Source organism: Aureimonas sp. Leaf324 (assembly GCF_001423245.1).
Lineage (GTDB): Bacteria > Pseudomonadota > Alphaproteobacteria > Rhizobiales > Rhizobiaceae > Aureimonas.
This window is the reverse complement of the sequence record NZ_LMOH01000029.1, coordinates 16,048-41,369: the sequence shown is the minus strand read 5'-3', so window position 1 is coordinate 41,369 and position 25,322 is coordinate 16,048. Positions and strand designations below refer to the sequence as shown.

The 25,322-nt window shown below is 65.1% G+C and carries 22 protein-coding genes and 1 tRNA gene; 12 read left to right on the top strand and 11 right to left on the bottom strand.

Going from position 1 to position 25,322, the window contains the following annotated elements; translation table 11 throughout:
- Positions 1–21 precede the first annotated feature (21 nt).
- Positions 22–696, top strand: a complete 675-nt coding sequence (locus ASF65_RS19425; RefSeq protein WP_055893406.1) for a TlpA disulfide reductase family protein — start codon at positions 22–24, stop codon at positions 694–696.
- Positions 697–699: 3 nt separating this feature from the next.
- Here the strand turns inward: ASF65_RS19425 and ASF65_RS19420 are convergent, their stop codons facing one another.
- The 7 genes from ASF65_RS19420 to ASF65_RS19390 all read right to left on the bottom strand — a co-directional run bounded on the left by ASF65_RS19420 (position 700) and on the right by ASF65_RS19390 (position 5,535).
- Positions 700–918, bottom strand: a complete 219-nt coding sequence (locus ASF65_RS19420) for an alkylphosphonate utilization protein (protein WP_055893118.1) — start codon at positions 916–918, stop codon at positions 700–702.
- Between the two features lie 15 nt (positions 919–933).
- Positions 934–1,812, bottom strand: coding sequence for a 3-hydroxybutyryl-CoA dehydrogenase (locus ASF65_RS19415; protein ID WP_055893116.1), 879 nt, complete (start codon positions 1,810–1,812; stop codon positions 934–936).
- A 38-nt stretch (positions 1,813–1,850) separates the two neighbouring features.
- A complete protein-coding gene (locus ASF65_RS19410) occupies positions 1,851–2,780 on the bottom strand; it encodes an FAD-binding protein (RefSeq protein ID WP_055893112.1) in 930 nt (309 codons plus the stop codon).
- A 49-nt stretch (positions 2,781–2,829) separates the two neighbouring features.
- Positions 2,830–3,576, bottom strand: coding sequence for an electron transfer flavoprotein subunit beta/FixA family protein (locus ASF65_RS19405; RefSeq protein ID WP_055893110.1), 747 nt, complete (start codon positions 3,574–3,576; stop codon positions 2,830–2,832).
- A 166-nt stretch (positions 3,577–3,742) separates the two neighbouring features.
- Positions 3,743–4,315 carry a cob(I)yrinic acid a,c-diamide adenosyltransferase gene (locus ASF65_RS19400; RefSeq protein ID WP_055893107.1) on the bottom strand — a complete coding sequence of 191 codons (573 nt, stop codon included), beginning with the start codon at positions 4,313–4,315 and terminating at the stop codon, positions 3,743–3,745.
- A 61-nt stretch (positions 4,316–4,376) separates the two neighbouring features.
- Entirely contained in the window at positions 4,377–4,565 is a 189-nt protein-coding gene (locus ASF65_RS19395) for a twin transmembrane helix small protein (protein ID WP_055893403.1), read from the bottom strand.
- Between the two features lie 73 nt (positions 4,566–4,638).
- Positions 4,639–5,535, bottom strand: coding sequence for a DMT family transporter (locus tag ASF65_RS19390; RefSeq protein WP_055893105.1), 897 nt, complete (start codon positions 5,533–5,535; stop codon positions 4,639–4,641).
- A 171-nt stretch (positions 5,536–5,706) separates the two neighbouring features.
- Here ASF65_RS19390 and ASF65_RS19385 point away from each other — a divergent pair, with 171 nt between their 5' ends.
- Positions 5,707–6,660 carry an AEC family transporter gene (locus ASF65_RS19385; RefSeq protein WP_055893102.1) on the top strand — a complete coding sequence of 318 codons (954 nt, stop codon included), beginning with the start codon at positions 5,707–5,709 and terminating at the stop codon, positions 6,658–6,660.
- Here ASF65_RS19385 and gluQRS read toward each other — a convergent pair.
- Positions 6,596–7,531: a tRNA glutamyl-Q(34) synthetase GluQRS gene (gluQRS, locus tag ASF65_RS19380; protein ID WP_055893098.1), complete on the bottom strand. Its 936-nt coding sequence runs from the start codon at positions 7,529–7,531 to the stop codon at positions 6,596–6,598. The two genes, ASF65_RS19385 and gluQRS, sit on opposite strands and share 65 nt — an antisense overlap.
- Positions 7,532–7,575: 44 nt before the next feature.
- Here gluQRS and ASF65_RS19375 point away from each other — a divergent pair, with 44 nt between their 5' ends.
- Both ASF65_RS19375 and ASF65_RS19370 read left to right on the top strand, forming a co-directional pair.
- Entirely contained in the window at positions 7,576–8,232 is a 657-nt protein-coding gene (locus ASF65_RS19375) for a DNA-3-methyladenine glycosylase (protein ID WP_055893096.1), read from the top strand.
- Between the two features lie 179 nt (positions 8,233–8,411).
- Positions 8,412–8,972 (top strand): HNH endonuclease, encoded by a 561-nt coding sequence (locus ASF65_RS19370; protein ID WP_055893092.1) that lies wholly within the window; start codon positions 8,412–8,414, stop codon positions 8,970–8,972.
- A gap of 38 nt (positions 8,973–9,010) precedes the next feature.
- Here the strand turns inward: ASF65_RS19370 and ASF65_RS19365 are convergent, their stop codons facing one another.
- Positions 9,011–9,541: a disulfide bond formation protein B gene (locus ASF65_RS19365; RefSeq protein ID WP_055893089.1), complete on the bottom strand. Its 531-nt coding sequence runs from the start codon at positions 9,539–9,541 to the stop codon at positions 9,011–9,013.
- A 118-nt stretch (positions 9,542–9,659) separates the two neighbouring features.
- Here ASF65_RS19365 and ASF65_RS19360 point away from each other — a divergent pair.
- The 6 genes from ASF65_RS19360 to vsr all read left to right on the top strand — a co-directional run bounded on the left by ASF65_RS19360 (position 9,660) and on the right by vsr (position 21,274).
- Positions 9,660–9,746, top strand: a tRNA-Leu gene (locus tag ASF65_RS19360).
- Positions 9,747–10,411: 665 nt separating this feature from the next.
- Positions 10,412–11,740 carry a DNA cytosine methyltransferase gene (locus tag ASF65_RS19355; protein ID WP_055893087.1) on the top strand — a complete coding sequence of 443 codons (1,329 nt, stop codon included), beginning with the start codon at positions 10,412–10,414 and terminating at the stop codon, positions 11,738–11,740.
- Between the two features lie 9 nt (positions 11,741–11,749).
- Complete coding sequence (locus tag ASF65_RS19350; RefSeq protein WP_244486847.1) at positions 11,750–13,858, top strand: hypothetical protein; 2,109 nt, start codon at positions 11,750–11,752, stop codon at positions 13,856–13,858.
- Positions 13,855–15,366 carry a hypothetical protein gene (locus ASF65_RS19345; RefSeq protein ID WP_055893081.1) on the top strand — a complete coding sequence of 504 codons (1,512 nt, stop codon included), beginning with the start codon at positions 13,855–13,857 and terminating at the stop codon, positions 15,364–15,366. Before ASF65_RS19350 ends, ASF65_RS19345 begins: the two co-directional genes overlap by 4 nt.
- Positions 15,363–20,831, top strand: a complete 5,469-nt coding sequence (locus tag ASF65_RS19340) for a hypothetical protein (protein ID WP_055893080.1) — start codon at positions 15,363–15,365, stop codon at positions 20,829–20,831. Before ASF65_RS19345 ends, ASF65_RS19340 begins: the two co-directional genes overlap by 4 nt.
- Positions 20,832–20,836: 5 nt before the next feature.
- Positions 20,837–21,274 carry a DNA mismatch endonuclease Vsr gene (gene vsr / locus ASF65_RS19335; protein WP_055893077.1) on the top strand — a complete coding sequence of 146 codons (438 nt, stop codon included), beginning with the start codon at positions 20,837–20,839 and terminating at the stop codon, positions 21,272–21,274.
- A 704-nt stretch (positions 21,275–21,978) separates the two neighbouring features.
- Here the strand turns inward: vsr and ASF65_RS21120 are convergent.
- Positions 21,979–23,202 carry a hypothetical protein gene (locus tag ASF65_RS21120; protein WP_244486845.1) on the bottom strand — a complete coding sequence of 408 codons (1,224 nt, stop codon included), beginning with the start codon at positions 23,200–23,202 and terminating at the stop codon, positions 21,979–21,981.
- A 229-nt stretch (positions 23,203–23,431) separates the two neighbouring features.
- Here ASF65_RS21120 and ASF65_RS19330 point away from each other — a divergent pair, with 229 nt between their 5' ends.
- Positions 23,432–23,701, top strand: coding sequence for a hypothetical protein (locus ASF65_RS19330; protein WP_055893074.1), 270 nt, complete (start codon positions 23,432–23,434; stop codon positions 23,699–23,701).
- Between the two features lie 170 nt (positions 23,702–23,871).
- Positions 23,872–24,249 (top strand): hypothetical protein, encoded by a 378-nt coding sequence (locus ASF65_RS19325; protein ID WP_055893071.1) that lies wholly within the window; start codon positions 23,872–23,874, stop codon positions 24,247–24,249.
- Between the two features lie 383 nt (positions 24,250–24,632).
- Here the strand turns inward: ASF65_RS19325 and ASF65_RS19320 are convergent, their stop codons facing one another.
- The gene (locus ASF65_RS19320; protein ID WP_055893067.1) at positions 24,633–25,322 is read right to left on the bottom strand and encodes a hypothetical protein; all 690 of its coding nucleotides are present in this window, start codon (positions 25,320–25,322) and stop codon (positions 24,633–24,635) included.

The window sequence follows — 25,322 nt, the reverse complement described above, 5'->3', positions numbered from 1 at the left end:
ACGAAAAGGCCTTTCCTGCCGATGTCCGACCCGAAGCAGACCCCGTCCCCCGCCCCCCGGCCTTGGGGCACGAAGCGGATCTTGAGCATTGCGCTCGCCGGCGGACTGCTCGCCGGGGCCCTCGGCGTATACGTGATGGAAACGCGCTCTGGCAACGAAGCGGTGGCGGCCTGCCCGGCGGCGGCGGCCCTTTCGGCGGCGCTCGACGGGGCGGCGCGCGGCGAGGTCGCGGCGATGCGCCCGCTGGAGTCGCCGTTCGACGTCTCGGGCCTTGCCTTCAAGGATGGCGATGGCCGCGACACGAGCCTTGCCGCCCTGAAAGGCCAGTCGCTCCTCGTCAATCTGTGGGCGACGTGGTGCGCGCCGTGCCGGGCCGAGATGCCGGCGCTCGACCAACTCGAGCGCGAGGCGGGCGACGAGAGCTTCGCGGTGGTGCCGATCAACGTCGACATGGGTGACGACGCCAAGCCGCGCGGCTTCTATGCCGAGACCGGCCTCAAGTCCCTGCCCTACTACCGCGACGAGACGATGGGGGTCTTCAACGACCTGAAGCGCCAGGGCGTGGCGCTCGGCCTGCCGGTGACGCTCCTGGTCGACGCGGGGGGCTGCGCGCGGGCCGCGATGAACGGGCCGGCGGAATGGGCGAGCCCCGACGGCCTGCGCCTCATCGACGCCCTGAAGGGCGGCGGCGTCTGACGATCAGGCTTTCTTCAGGAACTCGGTGCGCAGCACGAGGTCCTTCACCTTCTCGGCCCGGCACTCGACGAGATCCGGGTCTCCGGTGAGGCGGATATTTTTCATCAGCGTGCCGCGCTTCAGCGTGACACTGGTGCCCTTCACCTTGAGGTCCTTGATCAGGGTCACGCTGTCGCCGTCCGACAGAGGCGCGCCGTTGTAATCGCGGGTCGTGTCGCTCAAAACGTCGGAGCCTTTTCAGCGCGTCGGGACGGGCGTCTCGCCGCGATAGTCGTAGAAGCCACGCTTGACCTTGCGGCCGAGCCATCCGGCCTCGACGTATTTCACCAGGAGCGGGCACGGCCGGTACTTCGAATCGGCGAGGCCGTCGTGCAGCACCTGCATGATCGACAGGCAGGTATCGAGACCGATGAAGTCGGCCAGCTGGAACGGGCCCATCGGATGGTTGGCGCCGAGCCGCATCGAGGCGTCGATCGATTCCACCGAGCCGACGCCCTCGTGCAGGGTGTAGATCGCCTCGTTGATCATCGGGATCAACACGCGGTTGACGATGAAGCCCGGAAAGTCCTCCGAGATCGTCATGGTCTTGTCGAGGCTGGCGACGAAGCCCTTGGACGCCTCGAACACGGCGTCGTCGGTGGCGATGCCGCGTACGAGCTCGACGAGCTTCATGACCGGAACGGGGTTCATGAAATGGATGCCGAGAAAGCGCTCCGCCCGGTCGGTGCCGGACGCCAGGCGCGTAATCGAGATCGAGGACGTATTGGACGCGAGGATCGCCTCGGGGCGAAGCACCGGGCAGACCTGCGCGAAGATGCGCCGCTTGATCTCTTCCTTTTCGGTCGCCGCCTCGATCACGAGATCGCAGGGGGCGAGATCGTTGACCCCGTCGGCGGGCTTCAGGCGCTTCAGCGCCGCCTCGCGTGCCCCGGCGTCCAGCTTGCCGGCGGCAACGAGCCGATCGAGACCGGCGGCGATCTTCTCGATCCCTTTCGTCGCGAGATCGAGGCTGACGTCGTAGAGCACGACGTCGTAGCCCGCCTGCGCGCTGACCTGCGCGATCCCCGCGCCCATCTGCCCGGCGCCGATGACGCCCACCGTCCGAATGCTCGTCATCGCGCCCTCCGTGTCCGTCCCTGTCAGACCTTGCCCCGTCAGACCTTGGCGGTCAGTTCGGGCACGATCTGGAAGATGTCGCCGACGAGGCCGTAGTCGGCGACCTGGAAGATCGGGGCGTCCTCGTCCTTGTTGATGGCGACGATGACCTTCGAGTCCTTCATGCCGGCGAGATGCTGGATCGCCCCCGAGATGCCGCAGGCGACATAGAGGTCCGGCGCCACGACCTTGCCGGTCTGGCCGACCTGCCAGTCGTTCGGGGCGTAGCCGGCGTCGACCGCCGCCCGGCTCGCGCCGACGGCTGCGCCGAGCTTGTCGGCGAGCGGCAGCATGACCTCCTCGAACTTCTCCTTCGAGCCCAGCGCCCGACCGCCGGACACGATGACCTTGGCGCCCGAAAGCTCCGGACGCTCGGAATGGACGACGGCCTCGGAGACGAACTTCGACACGGCAGGGTCGCTCGCAGCCCCGACGCTCTCGATCGAGGCCGAGCCACCCTCGCCCGCCGCCGCAAAGGCCGCGGTGCGCACGGTCAGCACCTTGATCTTGTCGGTGGAGCGAACGGTTTCCACCGCGTTGCCGGCATAGACCGGACGCTCGAACGTGTCCGCGCCGTGCACGGCGATCACATCCGACACCTGCATCACGTCGAGGAGCGCGGCCGCGCGCGGCAGTGCGTTCTTGAGGGAGGCGGTCGCAGGCGCGACGATCGCATCGTAGCTCGAGGCAAGCTGCACGACGAGCGCGGCCAGCGGCTCGGCAAGGTGATGGCCGAGACCGGGGGCGTCGGCATGCAGCACCTTGGCGACGCCCTGGAGCTTGGCGGCGGCCTCGGCGACAGGGGCGGAGCCCTCGCCGGCGACGAGGACATGGACGTCGCCGCCGAGTTGAGCGGCGGCCGTCAGGGCCTTGGCGGTCTCGCCCGAAAGGGTCTTGTTGTCGTGCTCGGCGATCAGAAGCGTGGTCATGGAACGGATCTCGCGAAAAAGAGGGAACGGGGCGTCGGTCGCGGGCGGCTCAGACCAGCCCGGCGCCCTTGAGGGCCGAGACCAGCTCGTCCACCGAGCCGACCTTGACGCCCGCCTGCCGGCCCTTCGGCTCGGCGACCTTCACGACCTCGAGGCGGGGCGCGAGGTCGACGCCGAACTCCGACGCGTCCTTCTCCTCCAGCGGCTTCTTCTTCGCCTTCATGATGTTGGGGAGCGAGGCATAGCGCGGCTCGTTGAGGCGAAGGTCGGTGGTGACGATCGCGGGCAAGGTGAGGCCGACCGTCTGGAGACCGCCGTCCACCTCGCGCGTGACGTTCAAGGTGCCGTCCGCCACCTCGACCTTCGAGGCGAACGTGCCTTGCGCCCAGCCGAGGAGGCCGGCGAGCATCTGTCCGGTCTGATTGCAGTCGTCGTCGATCGCCTGCTTGCCGAGGATCACGAGATCGGGCTTCTCGGCCTCGACGACACCCTTCAGGAGCTTGGCCACGGTGAGCGGCTCGAGGCGCCCGTCCGCCTTGACGAGGATGCCGCGGTCGGCGCCCATCGCGAGCGCCGTCCGGATCGTCTCCTGCGCCTGCGTCGGGCCGGCCGACACGACGACGATCTCGGTGGCCGCGCCCTTCTCCTTCAGCCGCAGCGCTTCCTCGACCGCGATCTCGTCGAACGGGTTCATCGACATCTTCACGTTGGCGAGCTCGACGCCCGTCCCGTCCGCCTTCACGCGGACCTTCACGTTGTAGTCGACGACACGCTTCACGCAGACGAGGATCTTCATGCGGGGCTTTCCCTGTCTTGGCCCGTTTCGAGTCGCGCTTCGGGCCGGCCTCTCAAGCTCCGACTGTCTTAAGGAGACGGCGAAGCGGGTTCAAGCGAGCGGATGGCCGCTCGGCTCGATGGATCGCGCTGGAAGCTATATTCCTTTGACGTAAAGGTCAAAGCGTTCAGCGGTTGGCGCCTGGCACCCAGAGGACGTCGCCGCGCCCGCCGTAATTGGCATGGCGCGCTGCGACGAAGAGGTAGTCCGACAGGCGATTGACGTATTTCAGCGCGGCATCCGAGACGCGCTCGCCCTCGCGGCGCGAAAGCTCGACCATGTGCCGCTCGGCCCGGCGCGCGACGGTGCGCGCGACATGCAACCGGCTCGATGTCGCGGTGCCGGCGGGAAGGACGAAGGAGTTCAGAGGCTGAAGATCGGCATTCAGCCGGTCGATCTCGCGCTCCAGCCAGTCGACCTGCGCGGCCACGATCGCCAGCCGCTCGAACGGCAGCGGCTCGTCGGTCTCGGGCGTCGCGAGGTCGGCGCCGAGATCGAAGAGGTCGTTCTGGATGCGCGACAGACTGGCGTCGAGGTCGGGCGAGGCGTCGAGGCGCGCGACGCCGATCAGCGAGTTCGCCTCGTCCACTGTGCCGTAGGCCTCGATGCGGAGATCGCTCTTGAGACGCCGCTCGCCGCTGCCAAGCGCCGTCGTGCCCTTGTCGCCGGTGCGCGTGTAGATCTTGGTGAGCCGAACCATGCGTGTGTCCCCGTCGCCGTGTCGCGCCGCATCTAGGACGCGGCCGGCGCACGTGAACGGCTCAGCGTGCGAAGTAGAGGGCGCCCACGATCACGGCGACCGCGATCGCCTGCAGCATGACGCGCGCGCGCATCAGCTTCTGCGAGGTGTTGCCCGGACCGCCGCGCATCATGTTGGCAAGGCCCATCACGAGGACCACGGCGACCGCGATCATGAAGATCACGGCGAGGATGGTGAAGATCGTCGACATCTGGCTTCTTTCCGGCTGCTGGCCGCTGGGCACGATATAGGCGTTCACGCGCGCGTGCGCGAGCACCGCGACGTCATGCCTCGCGGCCGCGCTTCCCAATGTTCAGCGCGCCGGTGGCCGCCGCGACGCCGCCCGCCGCCAGTGCCATGCCGAGAAGCTGCACCGCCGTGAGTTGCTCGCCGAAGAGAACGAAGGTCTGCAGCGCGGTGACGGCGGGCACGAGATACATCAGCGAGGCCACGCGCGAGACCGCCCCTTCGCGGATCAGGTAGAGAAGCAGGAAGATCGCCCCGATCGAGAGCGCCAGCGTCAGCCAGACGAGCGCGAGCACCATTTCGGCGGCCCAGTCGACCTGCATGGTCTCGAAGGCGTAGGCGGCCATGAAGGTCGGCAGCAGCGCCCCGACATACTGCACCGCCGTGCCGACGCGCAGGTCGAGGCTGCCGACGAACCGCTTCTGCCACACGGTCCCGAGCGAGATGCCGGCGACGGCGCCGAGCGCGGGCATCAGCTGCCCGATCGTGAAGCCGCCGGCGCCCCCAAGCTTGGGCGCGACCACGAGCCCGACGCCGAGGAGCCCGACGGCCAGTCCCATCCAGTGCCGCGCGGTGACCCGCTCGCCGACAAGCGAGGCGGCGAGAAGCGCGGTCAGGAGCGGCTGCAGCCCCGCCACCAGCGCGGTCACGCCGGCCGGCAGCCCGTGGCGCACGGCAAAGAACACGCCGCCGAGATAGAGCCCGTGGATCAGGCTGCCGGCAAAGGCGGCATGGGCGAGCCGCGGCACCGTCACGCCCTTGGCCCCGCGCAGCGCGAAGGCGGCCATCGGCACGAGGATCACGAGTGCCAGCGCGTATCGCATCGACAGGAACGTGAAGGGCTCGGCATGCGGCATGGCGTAGCGCGCGCCGACGAAGCCGGTCGACCACAGAAACACGAAGATGGCCGGAAAGAAGGGAAGAAGCCGGCGCAAGGCCCGAGGATCCTTATCATGGAGCGCCGCACGATCTCGCGATCGCTCTGGCGACAAGCCCGCGATACCAGCCGGGCGGCATGCGTCAACCCCATGACGCGTTCGATTGCGCCTCGCCTAGCCCGGTCTTGCGCGGTAACGGGAGGCACGATCCGCCGCAGCCGAGATGCCATGACGCTCGTCCTCTCCGTCGTCGCCCCGATCTTCATCCTGATCGCGCTCGGCACCCTGTCGGCGAAGTCCGGCTACCTGCCGGGATCGACCGGCGACGCGCTGTCGGGCTTCGTGTTCAAGGTCGCCGTGCCCGCCCTGATGTTCCGAACGGTCGCCACGGCCGACTTCGGCGGGGCGAACCCGCTCCTTCTCTGGATCGCGTATTTCGCGGGCGTTGCGCCGGTCTATGCCGCCGGCATGTGGATCGGAGGCCGCTTTGCCGGCACCGACCGTCGGGGCGCGGTGATCGCCGGCGTCTCGGCGAGCTTCTCCAACCTCATCTTCGTAGGCGTGCCGATGACCGAGCGCGCGTTCGGGCGCGAAGGGCTCGACGTCCTCGCCCTGCTGCTCGCGATCCACTTGCCGACGATGATGCTGGTCTCCACGCTGCTTCTGGAACGGGCCGCGCTCGGCGACGCGCGCGACCGGGGCGAGGCGGCCTCGTTCTCGCCGCGCCGCGTCGTCGGGCAGGTCGCGCGCAACCTGTCGCGCAACGCGCTGGTGGTGGGGCTAGCTCTCGGCGCGCTCTGGCGCTGGACCGGCCTGCCGCTCGACGGCCCGCACGGCGAGGTGGTGCGGCTGGTGGCGGGAACCGCCGGGCCGACGGCGCTCTTTGCGCTCGGCATGTCGATGGTGCGCTTTCCCGTCGGCTCCGACCGCTCGGCCCCGCTCGCCCTCACCGCGCTGGCGCTCCTCGTCCAGCCGGGGATCGTCTATGCCGTCGGCGTCGCGATCCTCCCGCCGCTGTGGCTGGCCGTCGCAGTGGCGGCCGCCGCCTGCCCCGTCGGCGTCAACGCCTATCTCTTTGCGACCTTCTTCCGCACCGGCGAGCGGCTGGCCGCCAGCGTCATCGTCCTGTCGACGCTTCTGTCGGCGCTGACGCTGACGGGATGGCTGGCGCTCGTTCGGTGAGCCCCGCCATGCGGCGGATGTCGGCGGGCAAAAGCCCGGCCTCGCGCAGCGCCCTGAGCGCCACGTCGCCCCGGCTCTTCGACAGCTTGCGCCCGTCCGGCCCGAGGACGAGGTCGTGATGGTGGTAGACCGGCGCGGGCAGGTCGAGAAGCGCCTGAAGCACCCGGTGTACCGAGGTCGAGGCCAGAAGGTCGCGCCCGCGCACGACATGGGTGATGCCCTGGAGGGCATCGTCCACCACCACCGACAGATGGTAGCTCGTCGGCGTCTCGCGGCGCGCCAGCACCACGTCGCCCCAGAGCGCCGGCTCGGCCGCGACCTCGACGGCCTCGCCGCCGCCGGTTTCCAGGAAGGCGAGCGGTCGCCCGAGCCGCCGCAGCGCGGCCGACATGTCGAGACGCCAGGCGAAGGGCGCGCCGGACGCGATTCTTCGCTCACGCTCCTGGCCGCCGAGCGATCGGTCGAGGGCGGGGTAAAGCGGCGCACCATCTGGATCGAGCGGCCACGGGCGCCCTTCGCGCGCCTCGAAGGCGGCGGCATGGCGGCGGATCTCGCCCCGCGTCATGAAGGCAGGATAGGCGAGACCTTCCGCAATGAGCGCGTCGAGCGCCTCGCGGTAGTCGTCGAAGTGCTCGCTCTGCCGGCGCACCGGCGTCTCAAAGGGGATGCCGAGCCAGGCGACGTCCTCCACAAGCATCGCCTCCAGCTCCGGCGTGCAGCGGACGGGGTCGATGTCCTCGAGACGCAGGAGAAGGCGCCCTCCGCTCGCAGCGGCGAGATCGGCATTCAGGAGCGCCGATGCGGCGTGTCCGAGATGCAGGAGCCCGTTCGGGCTCGGCGCGAATCGAAAGACGGGCGGAGCGGCGACCATGCTCCCCTATCTCACGCGGTCCGGGCGGCGAAAAGGAGCGGGCGATGATCAGGACACAAGGAGATGTGGAGCGCGACCTCGCAGCCCTTCTCGTGCTCGACGCGCGCCTTCGGCCGATCGCCGCCAAGGCCAGCACCGTTCCCCTTCGTCCCGGTTCGCCCGGTCTCGACGGCCTCGTCGCGACCGTGGTCGCCCAGCAGGTCTCGCGCGCCAGCGCGACCGCGATCCTCGGCCGCCTCGCGCGGCTGGTCGACTTGTCGGATGCGGACGCCCTCGCCAACGCATCCGACGAGACGCTGCGCGAGGCGGGGCTGTCGGCCGCCAAGATGCGCACGCTGCGGGCGGTCGCGGTGGCGATTCTGCGCGGCGACCTCGCGCTCGACCGGGTGGCGCTCATGCCGGCGGACGAGGCGGTCGCGGCGCTCGTCGCGCTGCCGGGCATCGGGCGCTGGACGGCGGAGTGCCATCTCCTCTTCGGGGTCGGCCATCCCGATATCTTCCCCGCGGGCGACCTCGCGCTGCGAATCGCTGTCGGCCGGGGCCTCGGGCTCGGGGAGCGGCCGCACGAGCGCGCGGTGGCGCAGGCGGCCGCCGCCTGGTCGCCCCACCGTTCGGTCGCCGCGCGGCTGTTCTGGGCCTATTACGCCGCACTCCTCCGGCGCGATGCCGCGCCCGTTGCGGCGCCGCCGGGCGAGGCGTGACGCCGCAGGGGCCCGACCTGTCTGTGCATGGCGTTTTGCAAGCGGCGCCAAAGGCTTCACAAAGGCGACACGATAGGCCACGATAAAGGTGACGCATATGAAACGTGCATGAGCATACGGTTTCGCAAAACCGGCTCCCGTTCTTGCGAAACCTCTGCCTTGCGTGAAGGAGAAGCTCCTTGACGATCGCAGTGCCGTCTTCCTTGTCTCCGGCGCTTGTCCTCAACGCCGACTATCGCCCGCTGAGCTACTATCCGCTGTCCCTGTGGTCGTGGCAGGACGCGATCAAGGCCGTGTTCCTCGACCGCGTGACGATCCTGGCCGAATACGACCGGGCCGTTCACAGCCCGACCTTCTCGATGCGGCTGCCTTCGGTCGTGTGCCTGAAGTCCTACGTGAAGCCGGCCCGGCACCCGGCCTTCACGCGCTTCAACGTGTTCCTGCGCGACCGCTTCCAGTGCCAGTACTGCGGCTCGCCGCACGAGTTGACCTTCGACCACGTGATACCGCGTTCGCGCGGCGGCCTCACCACATGGGAAAACGTCGTCGCCGCCTGCTCGCCCTGCAACCTGAAGAAGGGCGGCCTGATGCCGCGCGACGCCGGGATGCACCCGCACCAGACGCCCTACCAGCCGACGGTGCACGACCTCCACAACAACGGCCGGCAGTTTCCGCCGAACTTCCTACACGAAAGCTGGCTCGACTATCTCTACTGGGACACCGAACTGGAAGCCGAATAAAAGCCCGCGCGACACGCAAGTCGGCGGGCTTTTCTCGTTCAGGCGAAGCGATCGCCCCGCGCCAGCGCGCTGCGCAGGGCCAGCGCCGCGAGCACGGTGGCGATCAGCGCGTTCCAGCCCGCGAGCGACACGCCGAGGAGGCGCAGCGCCGCCTCCGAGCAGGAGGGCGGGCGCACCGCATCGATCGACGACAGGAGATCGACGGAAAGATCCACCGCGCCCGCCGCGGCGCAGTCTGCCGGCCCTGCCCAGAACCCCCACTCGACGCCGGCATGGTAGACGCCGAGCGCGGCCGCCCAGAGCATCAGAAGCCCGACCGCGAAAAGGAGGCCGCGCGTCACGACGGCCGGTGCACGGAGCTTTGCCGCCACGAGCGCCGCCAGCGCGACGGGAATGCCGATGTAGTAGGGCGTGCGCTGTTCGAGGCAGAGCGCGCAGGGCATGTATCCGCCGACGTGCTGGAACAGGAGCGCCCCCCCGACCGTCGCCGCCATGCCGCCCGCGAGCAACGCTGCCGAAAGGGTCTGCCGGAACCCCGTGCGACCCTGGAATGTGACCTGCCCCGCCATGCCTTTGGAAACTCCGCTCCGATGCCGCCGCGTCACGCCGCCCGCCTGCCGGGGCGCTATGGACGCATTCACGCTTTTCTGGCAAGAGGATCGCGGCGCGGCCAAGGCGGCGCCCGCTGCGGGCGTGGCGGAATTGGTAGACGCAGCGGACTCAAAATCCGCCGTCCTCACGGATATGTCGGTTCGAGTCCGACCGCCCGCACCATCCCCTTCCCAGCACGAGTGTGCCGAACGCCAAAGTTCTGCATTTTCCGCTACGAGTTCTGCATCCGCGTACGTCTGATCGCGACCCGAGCTGCGTCAAATACGCTCGGTGTGGCTATGGGGATGAGCATCGCCCGGCAGTCACTTCTGACCTTATCGTACTGGTTGCATAGAGTGGTAGAGCGCACGCATTGTGCCACCGCGCTGGCATCCCCCGTCGCTCCGAGATCGGCCAGAACCTGCGCCATCGGGCGAGCGACATCATCGAGTTCGCCAATGACGCTGGGCATCGGGGCGCAGGAATCTGGTCGAGGAGAAGCTTTTATGCGTCACCATACCTCGTCCCTCGAATCAGGCCATTCCTGATTGGCAAATCGAAGGCGTTCCCAGCTCCGCCGCCGCAGCTACCAGGCAAGATCGGGAATCTAGCTCGCCGGAGTCGCCCCGAATCGTTGGCGTTCCAGCACTCCAGGGAGCTTCAGGCGAGTGGCGGTTCACATTGGTAGGATCGCCGCGACGTTGCTATGCTCAGTGCGGGACGTAGCACGTCGAGACGACATCGCCGGTTGGGCCCGGCCTGGGTGTCGATCTCCCAGGACACGAGAGACGAGACTTGAAGCTAGCCTCGCCGGATAGCCTGCAAGCCAACGAGGTATTTTGTGGCCAATGAAGTCATATAGTTTTGCCGATTTATTCGCAGGGTGCGGGGGCTTGTCGCTAGGGCTGTCCCAGGCTGGACTGAAGGGAAAATTCGCCATCGAGCGCGATCCCATGGCGTTCGAAACCTTCTCTGCCAACTTCATCGAAAAGCCTGCGGCGGGACATGCCTTTGACTGGCCGAATTGGCTCGAGAAACAGGCCTGGGACATCGAGCAATTGCTCGCCCGCCACAAGGCCGACTTGGTCGGGCTCCGCGAGAAGATCGACGTCCTCGCGGGGGGGCCTCCGTGCCAGGGTTTCAGCTTTGCCGGTCGCCGCGTCGAGGAAGATCCGCGCAACCTCTTGTTCGAAAAGTACGTCGAGGTTGTCGACGCGCTGCAGCCGCAAGCGCTGATCCTGGAGAACGTGCCCGGGATGAAAGTCGCCCATGCGCGCAGGAACGTCGTCGAGCTGCCCGTCGCGGGCGAGCCTCTTGCGAAACCGAAGTCCTTCTATGACAAGCTCGTCGATAGCCTCGACGCCGCTGGGTACAAGATGGAAGCGATGCTGGTCGATTCATCGCGGTTTGGCGTGCCCCAACGCCGTTCGCGCCTCATTGCCGTCGGCATCCGCAAGGACCTGTGCGAGTGGCTAGAGGGCGGCATCGCAAGAATGTTCGAGTTGCTAGAGGAGGCACGCCTCGCGCAACTGAAGGAGCTGGGACTTCCCGAGGCGGTCAGCGCGTCGAGCGCCTTGTCGGACTTGGAGACCGTCGGTCGAACGATGGTCGATTGCACTGACCCGGAATCCGGCCGAGGATTTCGCGAGGTTAGATATTCCAAGCCGACGACGACGTACCAGCGGCTCATGCAGGCCGGCTGCGACGGTAAGATGGATAGCATGCGGCTTGCCCGGCACCGGGACGACGTGCGGGAACGGTTTGCCCGCATTATCGTCGAGTGTCGCAAGGGCGTGAGGATGGATGATGAAAGCCGCAAAACCTACGGCTTGAAGAAGCACCGGATCTATCCGATGGCGAGCGGCGAGCCGGCACCTACGGTGACGACGCTGCCTGACGACATCCTTCACTATTGCGAGCCGCGCATACTCACGGTCCGCGAGACTGCTCGGCTACAATCCTTCCCGGACTGGTTCGAGTTCAAGGGCAAGTTCACGACTGGCGGCGACCGTCGAACGAAGGAATGCCCGCGCTACACGCAGGTCGGAAATGCGGTGCCGCCGTATCTCGCCCGGGCAATCGGCGTGGCTGTCCGAAACCTGCTCCAGGAAGTCGCGATCACGAAATCCGTGTTTGGCGATCGAGCTGCTAACCGCGCAGTCGCGGCGACGGCCTAAGAGGGTATGATGATGGGGGAAGCGATCGAGGCGCCTTTTCCGGCGCAACTCTTGAATTGGTCAGGAAACCGGTCGGGCGGCGTGCGCCGCCTATTCGATGCTGGAAGCGGTCGGCCGGGCCAGATGGTTTTCGAGACGAACCTGCTGCACAGGCTCGAAGCCTGGGCTGGATCGATCGCTGCCGGGCCTGGCAGCGTCCCCCGCATTTTGTTGCTCGTCGGCGGTCCTGGGAATGGGAAGACCGAGGCGATCGAATCGACCGTGGGGTGGCTCGACTCGGCACTCGCCGCCGGCGGAAAGATCGCCGACGAACTCAAGAAATCCTTCTTCCCGCCGGAGGGCACGCCCGTCCCGCGGCTTGTCAGGGTGGATACTGCGCACCTTGGCCCCGGTTCACGCACGCTCGGGTTGTCGATCGTGCAGGACGCCTCGGCAGTGGTGGGCACGACCGGCAAGCAAGCTGCGCAACTGCTGCTCGATGAACTCGATGAGATGCAAGCGGCGGGCCCGACTGAGGCATATTTGTGCTGCGTGAACCGCGGCGTGCTCGACGATGCCCTGATCGAGGCGATCGACAATGATCGGGACGCATCGCGCCGCTTGTTGGAAGCCGTTACGCGCGCCGTCAGCCTCGCCCCGGACGCGCCCTCCTGCTGGCCCCTTGCTGGCTTTGCCGAAGTGGCCGTATGGCCAATGGATGCTGAATCCTTGTTGCTGACGCCTGTCGCAGGTGGCGAGGAGCCCGCGCGGAGCCTGTTGCGCACGGCGCTCGACGACAAGAAGTGGCCAGCACTGGGCTCGTGCGCAGGTGGTGCGTCCTGCCCATTCTGCGGAAGTCGCGAACGTCTGGCGCGCGAACGCGAAGAGACGTCGCTTCTCCAAATACTGCGATGGTTCGAAGTGGCGAGCGGGAAGCGCTGGAGCTTCCGTGATCTTTTCTCGTTGGCGTCCTATTTGCTTGCCGGGCATCGCGTGTCGCCGCGTGAAGCGAGCCTCGCGCCCTGCCAATGGGCCGGGAGGATGGCCGGACTCGACGAGATCGCCCGCCGCGGCGGAAAGCCAGCGAAGGATCAATCGACCGCGATCTTCCAGCTGGTAGCGTCCCAATATCAGCATGCGCTTTTCCACCGCTGGGAGCGAGATGCTGGCCCAGCACTCCTGCGGGACATCAAGGAACTGAAGCTCGACGACGACAACACGGCGATGGGGCTGCAGTGGTTCCTCACGTCTCGCCGTACTGCCTACCTGCCTGCCATGATCGGAAGCGCGCTAGAAGGCGTTGCCGAGCTGCTCGACCCCGCCCTCACCGACCCGGATACGGAAGTGCAGGCCACGAAGAATACGCGATTTGCGCTCCGCGAGCTCGATGTCAGGTTCAGCCGGTCGGTTCTGGAAGGCCTCGACTACATTCGGAAGCTGCACGTGCTGTCGAGGCTCGAGGTCGACTTGCTCGAGCGTCTGGCCAAGCTCGATGCGGAGCTTTCGGCTGGTGGCGTCCGACGTCGGCGGCCCGCTTCCGCCACCAATGTCCAGCGCTTCGTGCGCGACTTTGCCTGCCGGCTCGTTCGTCGCGCGCTTGGTACGAGGACCGCTGCCGTGCTCGACGCGCCGATCCTCAGGAATTTCCAGAGAGTGATCGAGGACACCGCAGGGGATGACCTGTTCGACGTAGCACAGGAGGTCGAGCAGCTCTTGAACCGAAACCAAGATTTCGAGATTTCCCTGACCACGACTTTCGGGCAGCCCCTGCCACCCATGATCCGGCGGGCGACACTGGTCGTGCCGTCCCGGTCTGTCCAGCCGCTCGATGCCGAGCAGGCTGGAAGACCGGCTTCCCCCATTTGCTTCCTAAAGGTCGGCGATGGCCGATCGGGGCAGCCAATCGCGCTGACCTACGATCTGTTCAAGGCGGTGAAGGAACTCGAGAAGGGCATGTCGGTGGCCTCGCTTCCCCGCGCCGTCCTCGCCATGCTTGATACGACGCGCGCGCGGCTTTCGGGTCCGATTGTCCGAGACAAGCTTGTGTTGGATCGTGCGCGTATCCGGATTGGATCTAGCGGCATTTCGGTGGTCCAACGGCGATCAGGCTTCGCCATCCGCAAGGATGGTGGCCGATGACGCTTGCAAGGTTTCGAGAAGAGCCGTGGCGTACCTCGCATGGTGCCTACCAAGACTCGGCGCTCGCCATGTCGCCGGCGCCGGAATATGCGAGTTCCGAGGTTATCCTGTCGTCCCTGTATCGCCATGCCGGCCTGGAAGGCGCGACGGAGCGCACGGTGCCCCAGCGTGGGAGGGATCTCGACAAGGAAGTCCAATGGTATCGTGACCGTGCGCGCAAGCCGGATACCGCCGCGGTGGATGCCGACACCTTCCACACATTGCTCCATTCGGTGCTGGAAAGCCCGAAGCTCCCCAACCAATCGTCGAAGCGGTTCGTCCAGGTTACCCCGCTAGTGCCGCAGGCCGCGGTCTTTTCCGGATCGGCGCGACTGAGCAGTAATTCCTGGCCAGCGGGCGCCTTGATCCGGCGGATGGTGTGGCTGGGATCGCCAGATAAGGCATCTGCCGCCGCAATCTGGCAGTCGTTGTTCGGGGCGCTATCAATCACGGACGACGACGACATCTTCGCGCGTTTCCTGCAGGCCGAAATCGAGGCTTGGTGCCCCCAGCCGACTTGGGCGGCTGTCGATTCGGCCGAACAGGCGCTGCTCGATCCGACAGACCGAGAAAGCCTCGACTATCCTGCACGGCGCTTCGTCCGGGACCTTGGCTCGATCATCGACGCCAAGGATTCAATGACGCGGCGCCAGTGGACGAGCCTCCTCGAGGCGATAGTCCGGCTCGCGGCCGTCGCACACGTTACGTGGTTGTGCGACGTCCATGCCAAATCATGGGAGTGCATCAAGGCGGCGCTCGATGGGAATGGGCCGGCGGACGCGGACGCGGCACGCGCGTTGATGTATCCCAAGGCTTTCCAGTTCCTATCATATGGTGATCGGGCTCTGCCTGGTATCAAGGACCGGGCATCTGCCTTCTTGCAGGCTCGGCTCGGCCTCAATACGACGCTTTGGGGGCTTGAAGCGGCGGGCATCCAGGTAGCATCGCTTTCGTCTGCGAGGGGACTAGCCGACGTGTGCAATCTCCTCCGCGCGAATGCCGCGAAGGTGGAGGCGACTGGCCTTCGCGACGTGCTTGCCGACGTGTCCGAGCGCGAAACGCGAACGCTGCTGTGCAAGAAGGGCATTGGTTCGAACATCATGGAGTTCGCCCGCCACGTGCTCGGCCAGCGGCAAGCCGCGAACCCGGTCCTGCGCGGCTATGATCAGGGCTTTTCCCTACGAAAGCGGGGAACGAGCAACTCGAGTCCATGGGTTGTTGGGCTGGGACCGGTCAGCGTGCTTGCGCTCGTGCATTGCTCGTTGGCCGGCACGACAGGCCCACGATCAGTGCGGCGACTTTCGCAACACCTCGCCGGTTATGGGGCGATCGTCGATTACCGCGAAATCGCTACGAACGACCTAGGCCACCAGTTGCGAATGCTTGGCTTGGTGCTCGATAGCCCGGATGCGGAAAGTGGGATGCTGTTGGTGCCACCGTTTCCACAACGCCAGGAAGAACCTGCATGAACCGTCTGGCCTCCACCATCGCGGACCTCATCCGCGACAAGCTCGCCCAATCGCCTGGCGGCGACCAGGGCGAGGTGCGGTTGATCTTCCACGGCCCGCAACGGGAAATCCTCGCCACAGTTTTCGACTTGCTGACCGTGCCCACCGACGCGGGGCCCCAAGTACCAATCTTGCTTCAGCTGCCGAGCTTGGCGATCGGCGAGGAAAACCCGCCGGTTGGGATGTCCGGGCGCTGCGACGACACGCACCTGCTCAACCTGCGAAATTCGCCTTCGCAGCCCACGTTCCTCGCTTTGGTGCCCCCTGGCCAACACAGCATGCGCTCGGTGACGTCGACGACGGACGAGTTCGGCGTTGCGGCGGCCAACAATGGTGGGAGCGTACCCTTCGAAGATTGGTGGTCGGACGAGTTTATCCAGGACTTGGTTCGGGCCGGCATCGGCCTCGCGGGCATACAGGACCAGCAGCAGCGCGATGATGCACGCGCGTTGGTAGGAAAAGCCGCCGCGGCAGCGGACGAAATGGATCCAGAGCGGACGCAGCGCGCGGCCGCCTGGAAGGTCCTGTCGCGCCTCTTTTCCGCGGTGCCAGGCTTGGCAGGGATCACGCCCGGCCAGCAGGTAAGCCTTGCCTGCGGCATGCCGCCGATGCGGGATGGAACGGTGTCATCCCGCGAGCAAGTGGCGGTCCTGGAGAAGATTGCCGACGCTATGTCCGATGGCTTCGGGCCCGGCATCCGTCGCGCACAGGAAAATGCCAGCGACTGCGATAGCGGCCATCTGGACGCGTTCCTTGCCCACCTGCGCGACGCTTGCGATCTCCCGACGGCCTTTGAGCGGGCGACCGCCGCATATTATGCGCCTGGAAACGGGTTGGACATACCTGTTGCGCCCGACTGGTGGCGCGCGCTCACGACCGAGAAGTGGTCGGAATTGTTGACCGAGGATGCCGCAGCGCAGGGCGACATCCGCATGGGGTGCTCGAACGCCCTTATTCCTCTCGCCAAGGGGATGCCAATCCTCGTGGAGGGGAATGTCGCCCTCACGTTCGAGACAGTCGGTCCGGACGCTTCGGGCACGGTTGTGTCGATCGAACGGGGCAAGGGAAACAAGCTTGGCGAGGTTCGTGTCGGCGAGGAGGAGGCCGTCTTCCTAGACGAGGCACCGCCGGGGCACAAGGCGCCGATCCGCTATGCGGCGTCTGCCGACGGCTTCAAGCCGGGCGCTATCAAGGTCGTATCGCTGGCGACGTGGCAGCCCGGCATCTTCGTCGCCTGCCGGCTTGCCCGGAAGCTCACGCCGCCACGCAAGCCTACGCGTCGCGCGAAGGGTGCCCCGGAGCTAGAGACTAGCCTCGTCGTGCCCGGCGGCGGTCGATATGAGTTGCTGGTCTTCACGTCCCCGGGCGTCGTGCTGGACGCTGCCGCCATGGGCACTGCGGACGATGCGCAAGATCGCATCGACGCGATCCAGCAACTCATTGTCCGGCCGGTGCGCGAGGGCTTCCATCAGGTCGAGGTCGAGGCCGAGACGAACTACCAGATCGACATTGGCTTCAGCCGCCCCGCTGCCGACGGCTCCACGTCGCATGAAACGTGCCGCATCTTCCTCGCGGTAGAGGATGTCGTCGAGCAAGGTTGCCGGAGCGAGTTCGAGAGGCTGATCCGGGCAAATCGACGTGCGATCGAGCCTTCGGAAGCTAAGCCCGTCGTACAGCTTAACCGAAGCGCGCGCTCCTCGAGCTTGCAAGATTGGATGCTGTCCGAAAATTCTGCTGGCAGGTCCTATTTGCCGATCGTGCTTGCCGACGACTACGTGGAAGCCTGGGTCCAGCCCGTGTGGGGCACGGGCGCCGGACCGGTCTTCTCCACGGGGCGGTTCCTCCAAGATCCGCGACCGGACGCCGCGGAATTCCAACCGCCAGCAGGCTTCGTGGAAAGCAGGCAGAAATTGGCCGCGCGCATCCGCGGCACCGGCGACCAAACTGGTCTGGTTGAATCTGCCGAACTCGGGAAGTGGCTCGCGACCGACGAGGAATTTCGCGTGCTCGTCGAGCAATATCTCGACGCCTATCAAGCCTGGTTGGCAGCCGAACCCGACGTGGCTTGCTGGGTGGACGTCGGTGTCGTCACCTCCCTGGAGGACGATCGCAGGACGATCTCCCGGATTCCCGACGCCATCATGCTCTCCCCGCTCCACCCGCAACGCCTCGCTTGGCATGCGGTAGCGCAGAGTGTCCTCCTAGAAGCCGAGTCCAGCGGGAACCCTTGCCCCGCGGTCAGCGTCCTTGATCCCGATTGCGTCCCCGACCTGTTAACGTTGTCGCTCCGATCGCCCGGCGGCATCGAAAAGGTCGATTTCCTCGCCGTCGAGAACGGCACGGATTATTGGTCCGTCCTATGGAATGGCGAACGGCTCGGTCGCCTTCCCAGCCGGTCGCGGATTGCCCCATTTGGCGAGGGGTTCGGCATTTCGGTTGGCGGCATCTCGGTCGGGTTTAGCGCCGCGCAGGTTGGTCGCGCGTTGGAGGACGTGTCGGGCCTGCTCGCGGCAAAGCCGGTGATCGGGGTCGTCGTGGCCAGCGCGGGGGGCACCACAGATACCTGCAACGAGGGCCTCATCAGCTGGTGCTCGGATCGATATCGCGATGGCGACAGTCGTGCGCCGCGACAGGCGGCAGGGCCGCGCTTCGTCGAGATCTACGACCACCGGGATGGGGATTCCCGGCCCGACGATGCCACGATCGCCAACCTGTCCGAAGACACGCGCAATAGCGTGCGTTGGTTCGAGGGCCAGCCGGTCACTGCGCGACCCGATCTTGGGATCATTGCACAACTCGACATGTCGGAACCGAGCGCGGCGCCAGTTTCTGGGCGATCACCACTTGGCCATGGCGGCTTGCTGCGCCATCGTGTCCGGCGCCAGCTGCCCGGTGCCTTCCTGAGCGAGACGCGCCAGTCGCTCGCAGGATCAGCCTCGGGTGATGTCCTAGCCGACAAGGTTTCCGCCTGCCTTTGCACTATGGAGAGCCTCGGTGATCGCCGTACGGGCATGCGGTTCGCACCCAACGTCAACGCCATGCGCGACATGCTCGAGACGCGCCGGACAGACTTCGTTGCCGTCTCCTCCTCGGCAATTGATCCCGCGTGCTTCATGGGCGGCTGGCTCGAGGATGCATATCTGTGGGACTACGACATGCCGTCCTATTCCCACCGGGCGGGCGACACCAACGGCTACTACCTCCTGTCGCGAGTCAAGCAGGCAGATCGCGAGGCGCTGTCGAAGGCGCTCGGTCGCCTACCAGGATGCGCCGCGATCGAGCCCAACCAAGTTCAGGACGTGTTGCTTGAGATCGCGCGTCGCGGCATCCCGACGATCAGGGGCCTCGCAGGCGACAATGCTGGGGCGACCGGTGATCTTGGCCTGTTCGTCGCCGTTCGGTTGCTCCAAGATCGGTTTCGCCTTTCAAACATCGGCGAGAGCCTTGTCCCCGTCATCGACGGCACGGGCGAGGACGTCACCGTCTGCATCATCGTTCCCGTCGACCCATTCCGAGGGTATTTCTCCGACCTAGCAAAATCCCTCAGCAAGGACCGAAAAGACGCGTCGCTTTCGCGTCCCGACCTCTTGGTGGTCGGTGTGAAGCTCGGAGCTGATGGCGTCCGGATCCACCTTACGCCAGTCGAGGTGAAGTGCCGCCCGGGTTCGGTATTCCCGCCTTCCGAGGTGAACGATGCCCTTGAACAGGCCCGGACTTTCTCGCGCCTGCTCGCCAATATGCTCCCCCACGAGGGCCAGCCGGTCGCGTGGGCGCTGGGATTTCAGCACCTGCTTCTCTCGATCATCGGCTTTGGCATGCGGGTCTACAGCCAGCATCCCGACGTCGTCGGACGCGAGGCGCAGTGGTCATTGCTCCACGAGCGGATTGCGGCAGCGATCCTCGATCCACTGCCTTGCGTGTCGGTCGACCAGCGCGGGCGCCTCATCATCGTGGACGACAGCCCACGAAGTGGCGTGCGCGATCGCGACGACGATGGGTTCGACGAAACCATTACGATAGGAAGCGCTGAAGCAGGACAGGTTGTCGCCGGTGACCCGTTGGCTTTCTATGACAGCGTCAGAGCAAGGGTTGGGCAGTGGGACCTGTTCCCGACCGCTCGCGCGTTCACGACCGGTGTCGTGCAACCGCACCTCGATCCCGACGTGACCGACACCACCGACGTACCGCCAGCAGAGATGGGAAATCGGGCTACCAGGGACGTCTCGGTGGTGCCGGAATTGCCTGTAGCGCCCGCGCCGGCATTACCTGTGGCGGAAGACGAGGCGTCGACGGGCATCGTCCTGTCGATAGGCACGACCGTGGATAGCTTCCGTCCCGGCGAGGTGACGCTGAATATATCCGACACCCGCCTGAACCAGCTCAACATGGGCGTCGTGGGCGATCTCGGCACCGGGAAGACGCAACTTCTCAAGTCGCTGATCATGCAGATTTCGGATGCATCGGAGGCAAACCGGGGCATCCGGCCGCGGTTCCTGATCTTCGACTACAAGCGCGACTATAGCAGCCCAGAATTCGTCAAGGCGACTGGCGCACGCGTCGTGAAGCCCTACCGACTGCCTCTAAACCTATTCGACACTAGCGCGATCGGTGAGGCGGCGGCCCCATGGCTCGACCGCTTTCGCTTCTTCGCGGACGTACTCGACAAGATCTACACTGGCATCGGGCCCGTCCAGCGCGACAAGCTCAAGCGGGCCGTGCGCGCCGCCTACGATGGGTGTCTCCCTGGCCAGCAGCCGACGCTCTACGACGTTCATTCAGCCTATGCCGAGCTTTTGGACGGCAAGACGGATTCGCCCATGGCGATCATCGACGACCTCGTCGACATGGAGGTGTTCGCCTCGAAAACGAGCGAGACCCAGTCGTTCGACACATTCCTCGACGGTGTTGTCGTGATCTCGCTTGATGCGCTGGGTCAGGACGATCGCAGCAAGAACATGCTCGTCGCCGTCATGCTGAACATGTTCTACGAAAACATGCTTCGGACGCCCAAGCGGCCATTCATTGGAAGCGATCTTCAACTCCGCGCCGTTGATTCCTACCTGTTGGTCGACGAGGCCGACAATATCATGCGGTACGAGTTCGACGTCCTGCGCAAGCTCCTCCTGCAAGGTCGCGAATTTGGGACCGGGGTCATCCTGGCCTCGCAATATCTCCGTCACTTCAAGGTCAACGCGACCGACTATCGCGAGCCCCTGCTTAGCTGGTTCGTCCACAAGGTACCCAATGTCACGCCTGCCGAGCTTTCTGCACTGGGGCTGACGGGGGGCGCTGCAGAAATGGCCGAGCGGGTCAAGGCGCTTCAGGTCCACCAATGCCTCTACAAGTCGTTCGACGTTCCGGGCGAGGTCGTCCGTGGCCTACCCTTCTTCGAGCTGGAGGCGCGGCGCGAGAAGCAGGGCGAGTAGCGGTAATGGTGGACACCCTGACCCCTGCCCAGCGCTCGGAACGCATGTCGCGCATTCGATCGACCAACACGAAACCTGAGGTCACGCTCCGGAAGGCGCTCCATCGCCTCGGGTTCAGGTTCAGGCTGCACGGCAATCGCCTGCCCGGAAAACCCGACATCGTCCTGCCAAGATATCGGACCGCAATCTTTGTGCATGGTTGCTTCTGGCACCGGCACGAAGGTTGCAAGGTCGCCACGACGCCGAAGACAAACACATCATTCTGGGTGGACAAGTTTAATCGTAACGTCGCCCGCGATGCCGCTGCCGCCGTCGAATTGCAGGCTTCGGGCTGGAAGGTTCTAGTGGCATGGGAGTGCGACCTGCGGACGCCAGAAAAAGCGGCGGCAAAGGCGGCGAAGCTCAGCGGCGAAATCCGCGCCGGGTTCGCGGAGGAGCAATAACCGGTCCGCTGAGAAGTGAGCCATCAAGCAACGGCCGGCGGCCACAAAATACTGACGATGGCGCGCTGCTGCGCGTCTTGTGCTGTGGCGGGGATTTTTGATCGCCATGCACGTCAACTACCGGCATCGGGGCGTACCTCACCAGCGCCGCTTCCGAGGTCGTGTCCCCCGGGGAACCATGACCAGCTCGCCTCCCACCATCACGGACATCTTAGACTCGGCGGCTCGACTCGCCGGCGCGATCGAAAATACGCCATGTCTGGGAAGCCGCACGCTTTTCCGGACCTGTGGCCTCACCTTCATCCATCCGTTTGAAGATCCGGCGGTAATCGCGGGGTAAGCGACAATGACCGTCGAGATCATGATCAGGTCGCCGATCTCGATGCGCTGGTCGTACCGATCAGCGCTGCGGTTTGATCGCTGGTGCGCTGATCGCGATGAACGAACGACCGATTTCGGGATCCAGTTTAAGCCGCGACAATGACCGGCATGGGCGCTTCGCAGACATCCGCGGGTGAAGCAGTTAAGTTATGACACGATTTCCGGTTCACGAGCGAGCTTCGACCGGCTGGAGATCCTATTCGCTACGTTGCATTGCAGCCGTCCTACAAGTGACTCCGCAGAGACAGCGGATGGTACAAGAAAATATGGGGATTGATGGAGCTTCGGGTTTGGGAAACAGATCTGGCCGCCTGTACGAGAGTTTAAAATTTCGAACGATACCGCTCAACAGGAGAGACCCAGTCTTCGATGAATTTTAACGGATCAGTGCTCCCCAACATGGCCTTGGCAAGTGCGACGCGCTCTCCGATACACTCTCGACGCTCTGTATCCACGCTGTCTAACCGTTGAGCTATGTCTGTAAAAAATCGCTCGACGGTCACCGCCTTTCCCCATCGCTCGATAATATCACTAAGTTGCTTTTGACTGTCGACAATTGCTTGTGCAGCCTTTCGAACATCCTCTTCGCGCTCGTAACGCTCCCAACGCTCCTTCGCTTCCCTTGCCCGCTCAGCCGCCGCTCGCTCCTCGGCGTCCATGAGGCGCTGTACCCTATCGGCCGACGCCTTCAGCTCTTCAACGATCGCGGCAGTTAGCGTCTGTAGGGTTCGCCCATCCGCCTCCTGCCATCGCAATGACCAATCAACGTTTCGTTTCGGCGAGTAGGCAACAAGCCGAAATCGACCCGACGGCATGTCCTGCTCGGTCGTCCAGGAGTTTGCCAGCTGCCAGGGTCTTGCAGATCTGATCGTGTGGCTATCCTCGCGGTGATAATCACCACCGTAATATCGCATCGTCACGCGCTCAGTCATTTCGATGAGCGCCAGACCGATCGGCACGGCACCAATTGTAAAGACCGTCGGGCGATCTGGCGACCAGATACCGCCAGAGTGATAGCGACCATATCTGCGATCTTTGAGCGCGACCTCCTGCTCGTCGACATGAATTCCATGCAGGTCATCGCCGGCTTGCGCAATTCGAACGTCAAGCTGTTGATCCCTCAGCGCCACGTAGACGTCGTTCGCGATGGATAGCGCTCGTGAGAGCGAAGCCTCCGATGATCGCACGTCTGGCAGGATACGCTTATACGGCCGAAGGAACTCGCCCCGTTCCGCCGCCCGTGTTTTGCGGAAGTGCTCTTCAACGCCGAATAGGATGGGGTGCCGAGGTGGAAGCGGAGGCCTGGAGGCTCGCTTCCTTGTTGAGGCCGCCGCCTCCCCTTCCAGCCGTTTCAGTCTTGGCTTCGCCGGCGCTGCCATGATTTCGATGGTCTCATCGATGCTATCGGGCAGTGGCGGCAGCTCAACAGCAAGTCCCAAGCCCTTGCGCGTCCAGTACCCTGATCCCGGGTAGGGAATCCGGTGTTTGTGGCAGATGGCAGCCAGCGCTGTCCCGGAAATGCTGAAGTCCGGTGCGATCTTGCTCAACGGACTCTGGCAAACGCGCTCGTACAGTTCCCTACGGCTGATACGCATGACGAAAAGCTTCCCTGCCATACCCAACTGCACGCTAGTTTGGGGGGTGTGCCTGTCCTCAGGCATCCCTCCAGCGATTGGCTGCGCCGTTTGCCTCCGGAGAAGGAGGCAGCGTGGCGTCGGGACCGGAGTGCCGAGCATTCCCCCGAATGCCGATCGCCGCCACCAACTGAGCACGCCCATGATCGATGATTCCACCGCATCTCGCCGTCCGTCCGCGAAGAAGCGCGGATCCCGCGTCGACTTCGTCGTGGATCCCTTCCGTCAACGTGAGTTCGTATTCGAGAGCGGTCTCGAGGAACAGTGGCGCAACGTGCTGATCGCCGATCCTCGCGTCGTCGAGCTGCAGGAGCAGCTGCCGCCGGTGCGCTTCCTGGACAACGAGAACATCGACCGCACACACTGGTTCGACACCCGCCACGTCGGCATCGACGGGCGGGGTCATGAATAGGACGGACCTTACCAGGCGCCACATAGAGGCGATCGTGCAGGCCGGCGACTTCGTCAGCATCACCGATGCCGGCAGGGTCTACAACGCCCAGCACCGCTTCGGCGCGAGGAATGTCGACAGCACCATGGAAGCTCTTCTGGGGGAAGGTGGTCGAGAGGATCCCTTCCGGCATGGCGACCCTCGCCGATGCCCGGCAAGCCGTGATCTGTACGTTTCCCGAGGTGCTGAAGCTCGTCCTGGTCGGCAGGTTGTTGCGGGTCTGCAATTCTCGGGGCGCCGAGGTTCTGGACTCGGTCCTGGTGCCCCAAGCCGAGGTGGTGGAGCTGACGACGCGGGAGAAGCCGGCCGCGCTGACCCGGATCGAGGTGCAGCGGCGGACCCGGCTGACCCAGAAGCCGATTCAGAAGCTCTTCGAGCAGCGCATCTTCAATCTTCAGATCGTCCGGAACGCGGTCAAGCGGAGCGAAGAGGTCGTCGCGACCGAGAGGAGCGTCGAGCGCTTCAATCCCGTTTCGCTGCCGGTAGCCGGATCTACCCACTCCATGTAGCCCTCGACTCCCACCTCCGTGGGCCGGGTTTCGTGGAAACGGAAGCCGATCTTCAGAGCCTGGTCGATCGTGCGGGCAACGCCGCGATCGCCGATGACGCTGGCTCTCGGTACCTTTTTGCCGGAGGCGAAGTCTCGGGGCTGCATCCGGTGTCAGGGCTCCGCCAGCGAGTCGCAGTCCTTGAGAACTTGCGGTAGTAGGATGAGGGTCGCGCTTGGGAGATCGAGTTGCAAAATCCGCATTCCCTGCGGACCGACCGATCCTAGTTGCGCCTCGCGAGACTGGGACGCATCGGCGGCATGAGAATCCGTTCGCAGGGGGCATGGATGACGCTTTAGGTCCAGCGCCTTTAAATCGCATGCACGAGGATACGGCGCAACGGGTCAGCCGCCGCGCCGCCGCGCCGGACGATCGAACCGTTCGCGCAGAAATTCGATAACTCCGGCGACCGTTTGGCCATCGTGATAAGCTTCCCTCTCAGCCTCGTGAAAACGGTCGTCTTCGAACGTGCGCCGCTCGGCCAAAGACAGTCTTGGTTGAGATAGACGCTTCTGGAGGATACGATCGTCAAGAAGAGGCGCCAATCCATCGATCAACAACACCTCGGTATTGGATCGGTCGAGAAGGCGAGCCTGCACTGTCTTCCAGTATTCCGAGGCTAGTCCCAGTCCTAGCAGAATCAGTGGCTGCCCTTCCACAATGGCGTCACTTAGTGGGTCGCCAGCCACCTTGGACGTCCGGTCGCCATCCGCGGGCCGGGCGAACACCCCGGCATCGAGTAGGGTCCTGAACGAGTTGTCGGGCACCTCGCCATCGGCATGCACGTAGTCCTCGTCGTATCGATAGATGGGAGGGAGCAGCGTGATGGTGGAACCGGCGCGGCCGCCACCCTCGACCGTCGGCGGATCGATCAGCCCAAGGAGGCCGATGCCGATTTCCACCGCCGTCGGCTCATCAGCGAGAACAGATGCAGACCGCCGCTCAACGGCGCAGAACTCGGCGACTGTCGCCGCGATCTCCAGCGCCAGTCGTTGCTCGTGGGCATCAGGATCGACAAAAATCAGTATATCCAT

What these genes read in the sequence shown, in the direction of transcription:
- ASF65_RS19340 (WP_055893080.1), top strand. Translation starts at nt 15,363, where the DNA reads ATGAACCGTCTGGCCTCCACCATCGCGGACCTCATCCGCGACAAGCTC.
- ASF65_RS19385 (WP_055893102.1), top strand. Translation starts at nt 5,707, where the DNA reads ATGACGCTCGTCCTCTCCGTCGTCGCCCCGATCTTCATCCTGATCGCG.
- vsr (WP_055893077.1), top strand. Translation starts at nt 20,837, where the DNA reads ATGGTGGACACCCTGACCCCTGCCCAGCGCTCGGAACGCATGTCGCGC.
- ASF65_RS19325 (WP_055893071.1), top strand. Translation starts at nt 23,872, where the DNA reads ATGGCGACCCTCGCCGATGCCCGGCAAGCCGTGATCTGTACGTTTCCC.
- ASF65_RS19415 (WP_055893116.1), bottom strand. Translation starts at nt 1,812, where the DNA reads ATGACGAGCATTCGGACGGTGGGCGTCATCGGCGCCGGGCAGATGGGC.
- ASF65_RS19375 (WP_055893096.1), top strand. Translation starts at nt 7,576, where the DNA reads ATGATCAGGACACAAGGAGATGTGGAGCGCGACCTCGCAGCCCTTCTC.
- gluQRS (WP_055893098.1), bottom strand. Translation starts at nt 7,531, where the DNA reads ATGGTCGCCGCTCCGCCCGTCTTTCGATTCGCGCCGAGCCCGAACGGG.
- ASF65_RS19405 (WP_055893110.1), bottom strand. Translation starts at nt 3,576, where the DNA reads ATGAAGATCCTCGTCTGCGTGAAGCGTGTCGTCGACTACAACGTGAAG.
- ASF65_RS19365 (WP_055893089.1), bottom strand. Translation starts at nt 9,541, where the DNA reads ATGGCGGGGCAGGTCACATTCCAGGGTCGCACGGGGTTCCGGCAGACC.
- ASF65_RS19345 (WP_055893081.1), top strand. Translation starts at nt 13,855, where the DNA reads ATGACGCTTGCAAGGTTTCGAGAAGAGCCGTGGCGTACCTCGCATGGT.
- ASF65_RS19355 (WP_055893087.1), top strand. Translation starts at nt 10,412, where the DNA reads ATGAAGTCATATAGTTTTGCCGATTTATTCGCAGGGTGCGGGGGCTTG.
- ASF65_RS19320 (WP_055893067.1), bottom strand. Translation starts at nt 25,322, where the DNA reads ATGGATATACTGATTTTTGTCGATCCTGATGCCCACGAGCAACGACTG.
- ASF65_RS19410 (WP_055893112.1), bottom strand. Translation starts at nt 2,780, where the DNA reads ATGACCACGCTTCTGATCGCCGAGCACGACAACAAGACCCTTTCGGGC.
- ASF65_RS19395 (WP_055893403.1), bottom strand. Translation starts at nt 4,565, where the DNA reads ATGTCGACGATCTTCACCATCCTCGCCGTGATCTTCATGATCGCGGTC.
- ASF65_RS19350 (WP_244486847.1), top strand. Translation starts at nt 11,750, where the DNA reads ATGATGGGGGAAGCGATCGAGGCGCCTTTTCCGGCGCAACTCTTGAAT.
- ASF65_RS19425 (WP_055893406.1), top strand. Translation starts at nt 22, where the DNA reads ATGTCCGACCCGAAGCAGACCCCGTCCCCCGCCCCCCGGCCTTGGGGC.
- ASF65_RS19400 (WP_055893107.1), bottom strand. Translation starts at nt 4,315, where the DNA reads ATGGTTCGGCTCACCAAGATCTACACGCGCACCGGCGACAAGGGCACG.
- ASF65_RS19330 (WP_055893074.1), top strand. Translation starts at nt 23,432, where the DNA reads ATGATCGATGATTCCACCGCATCTCGCCGTCCGTCCGCGAAGAAGCGC.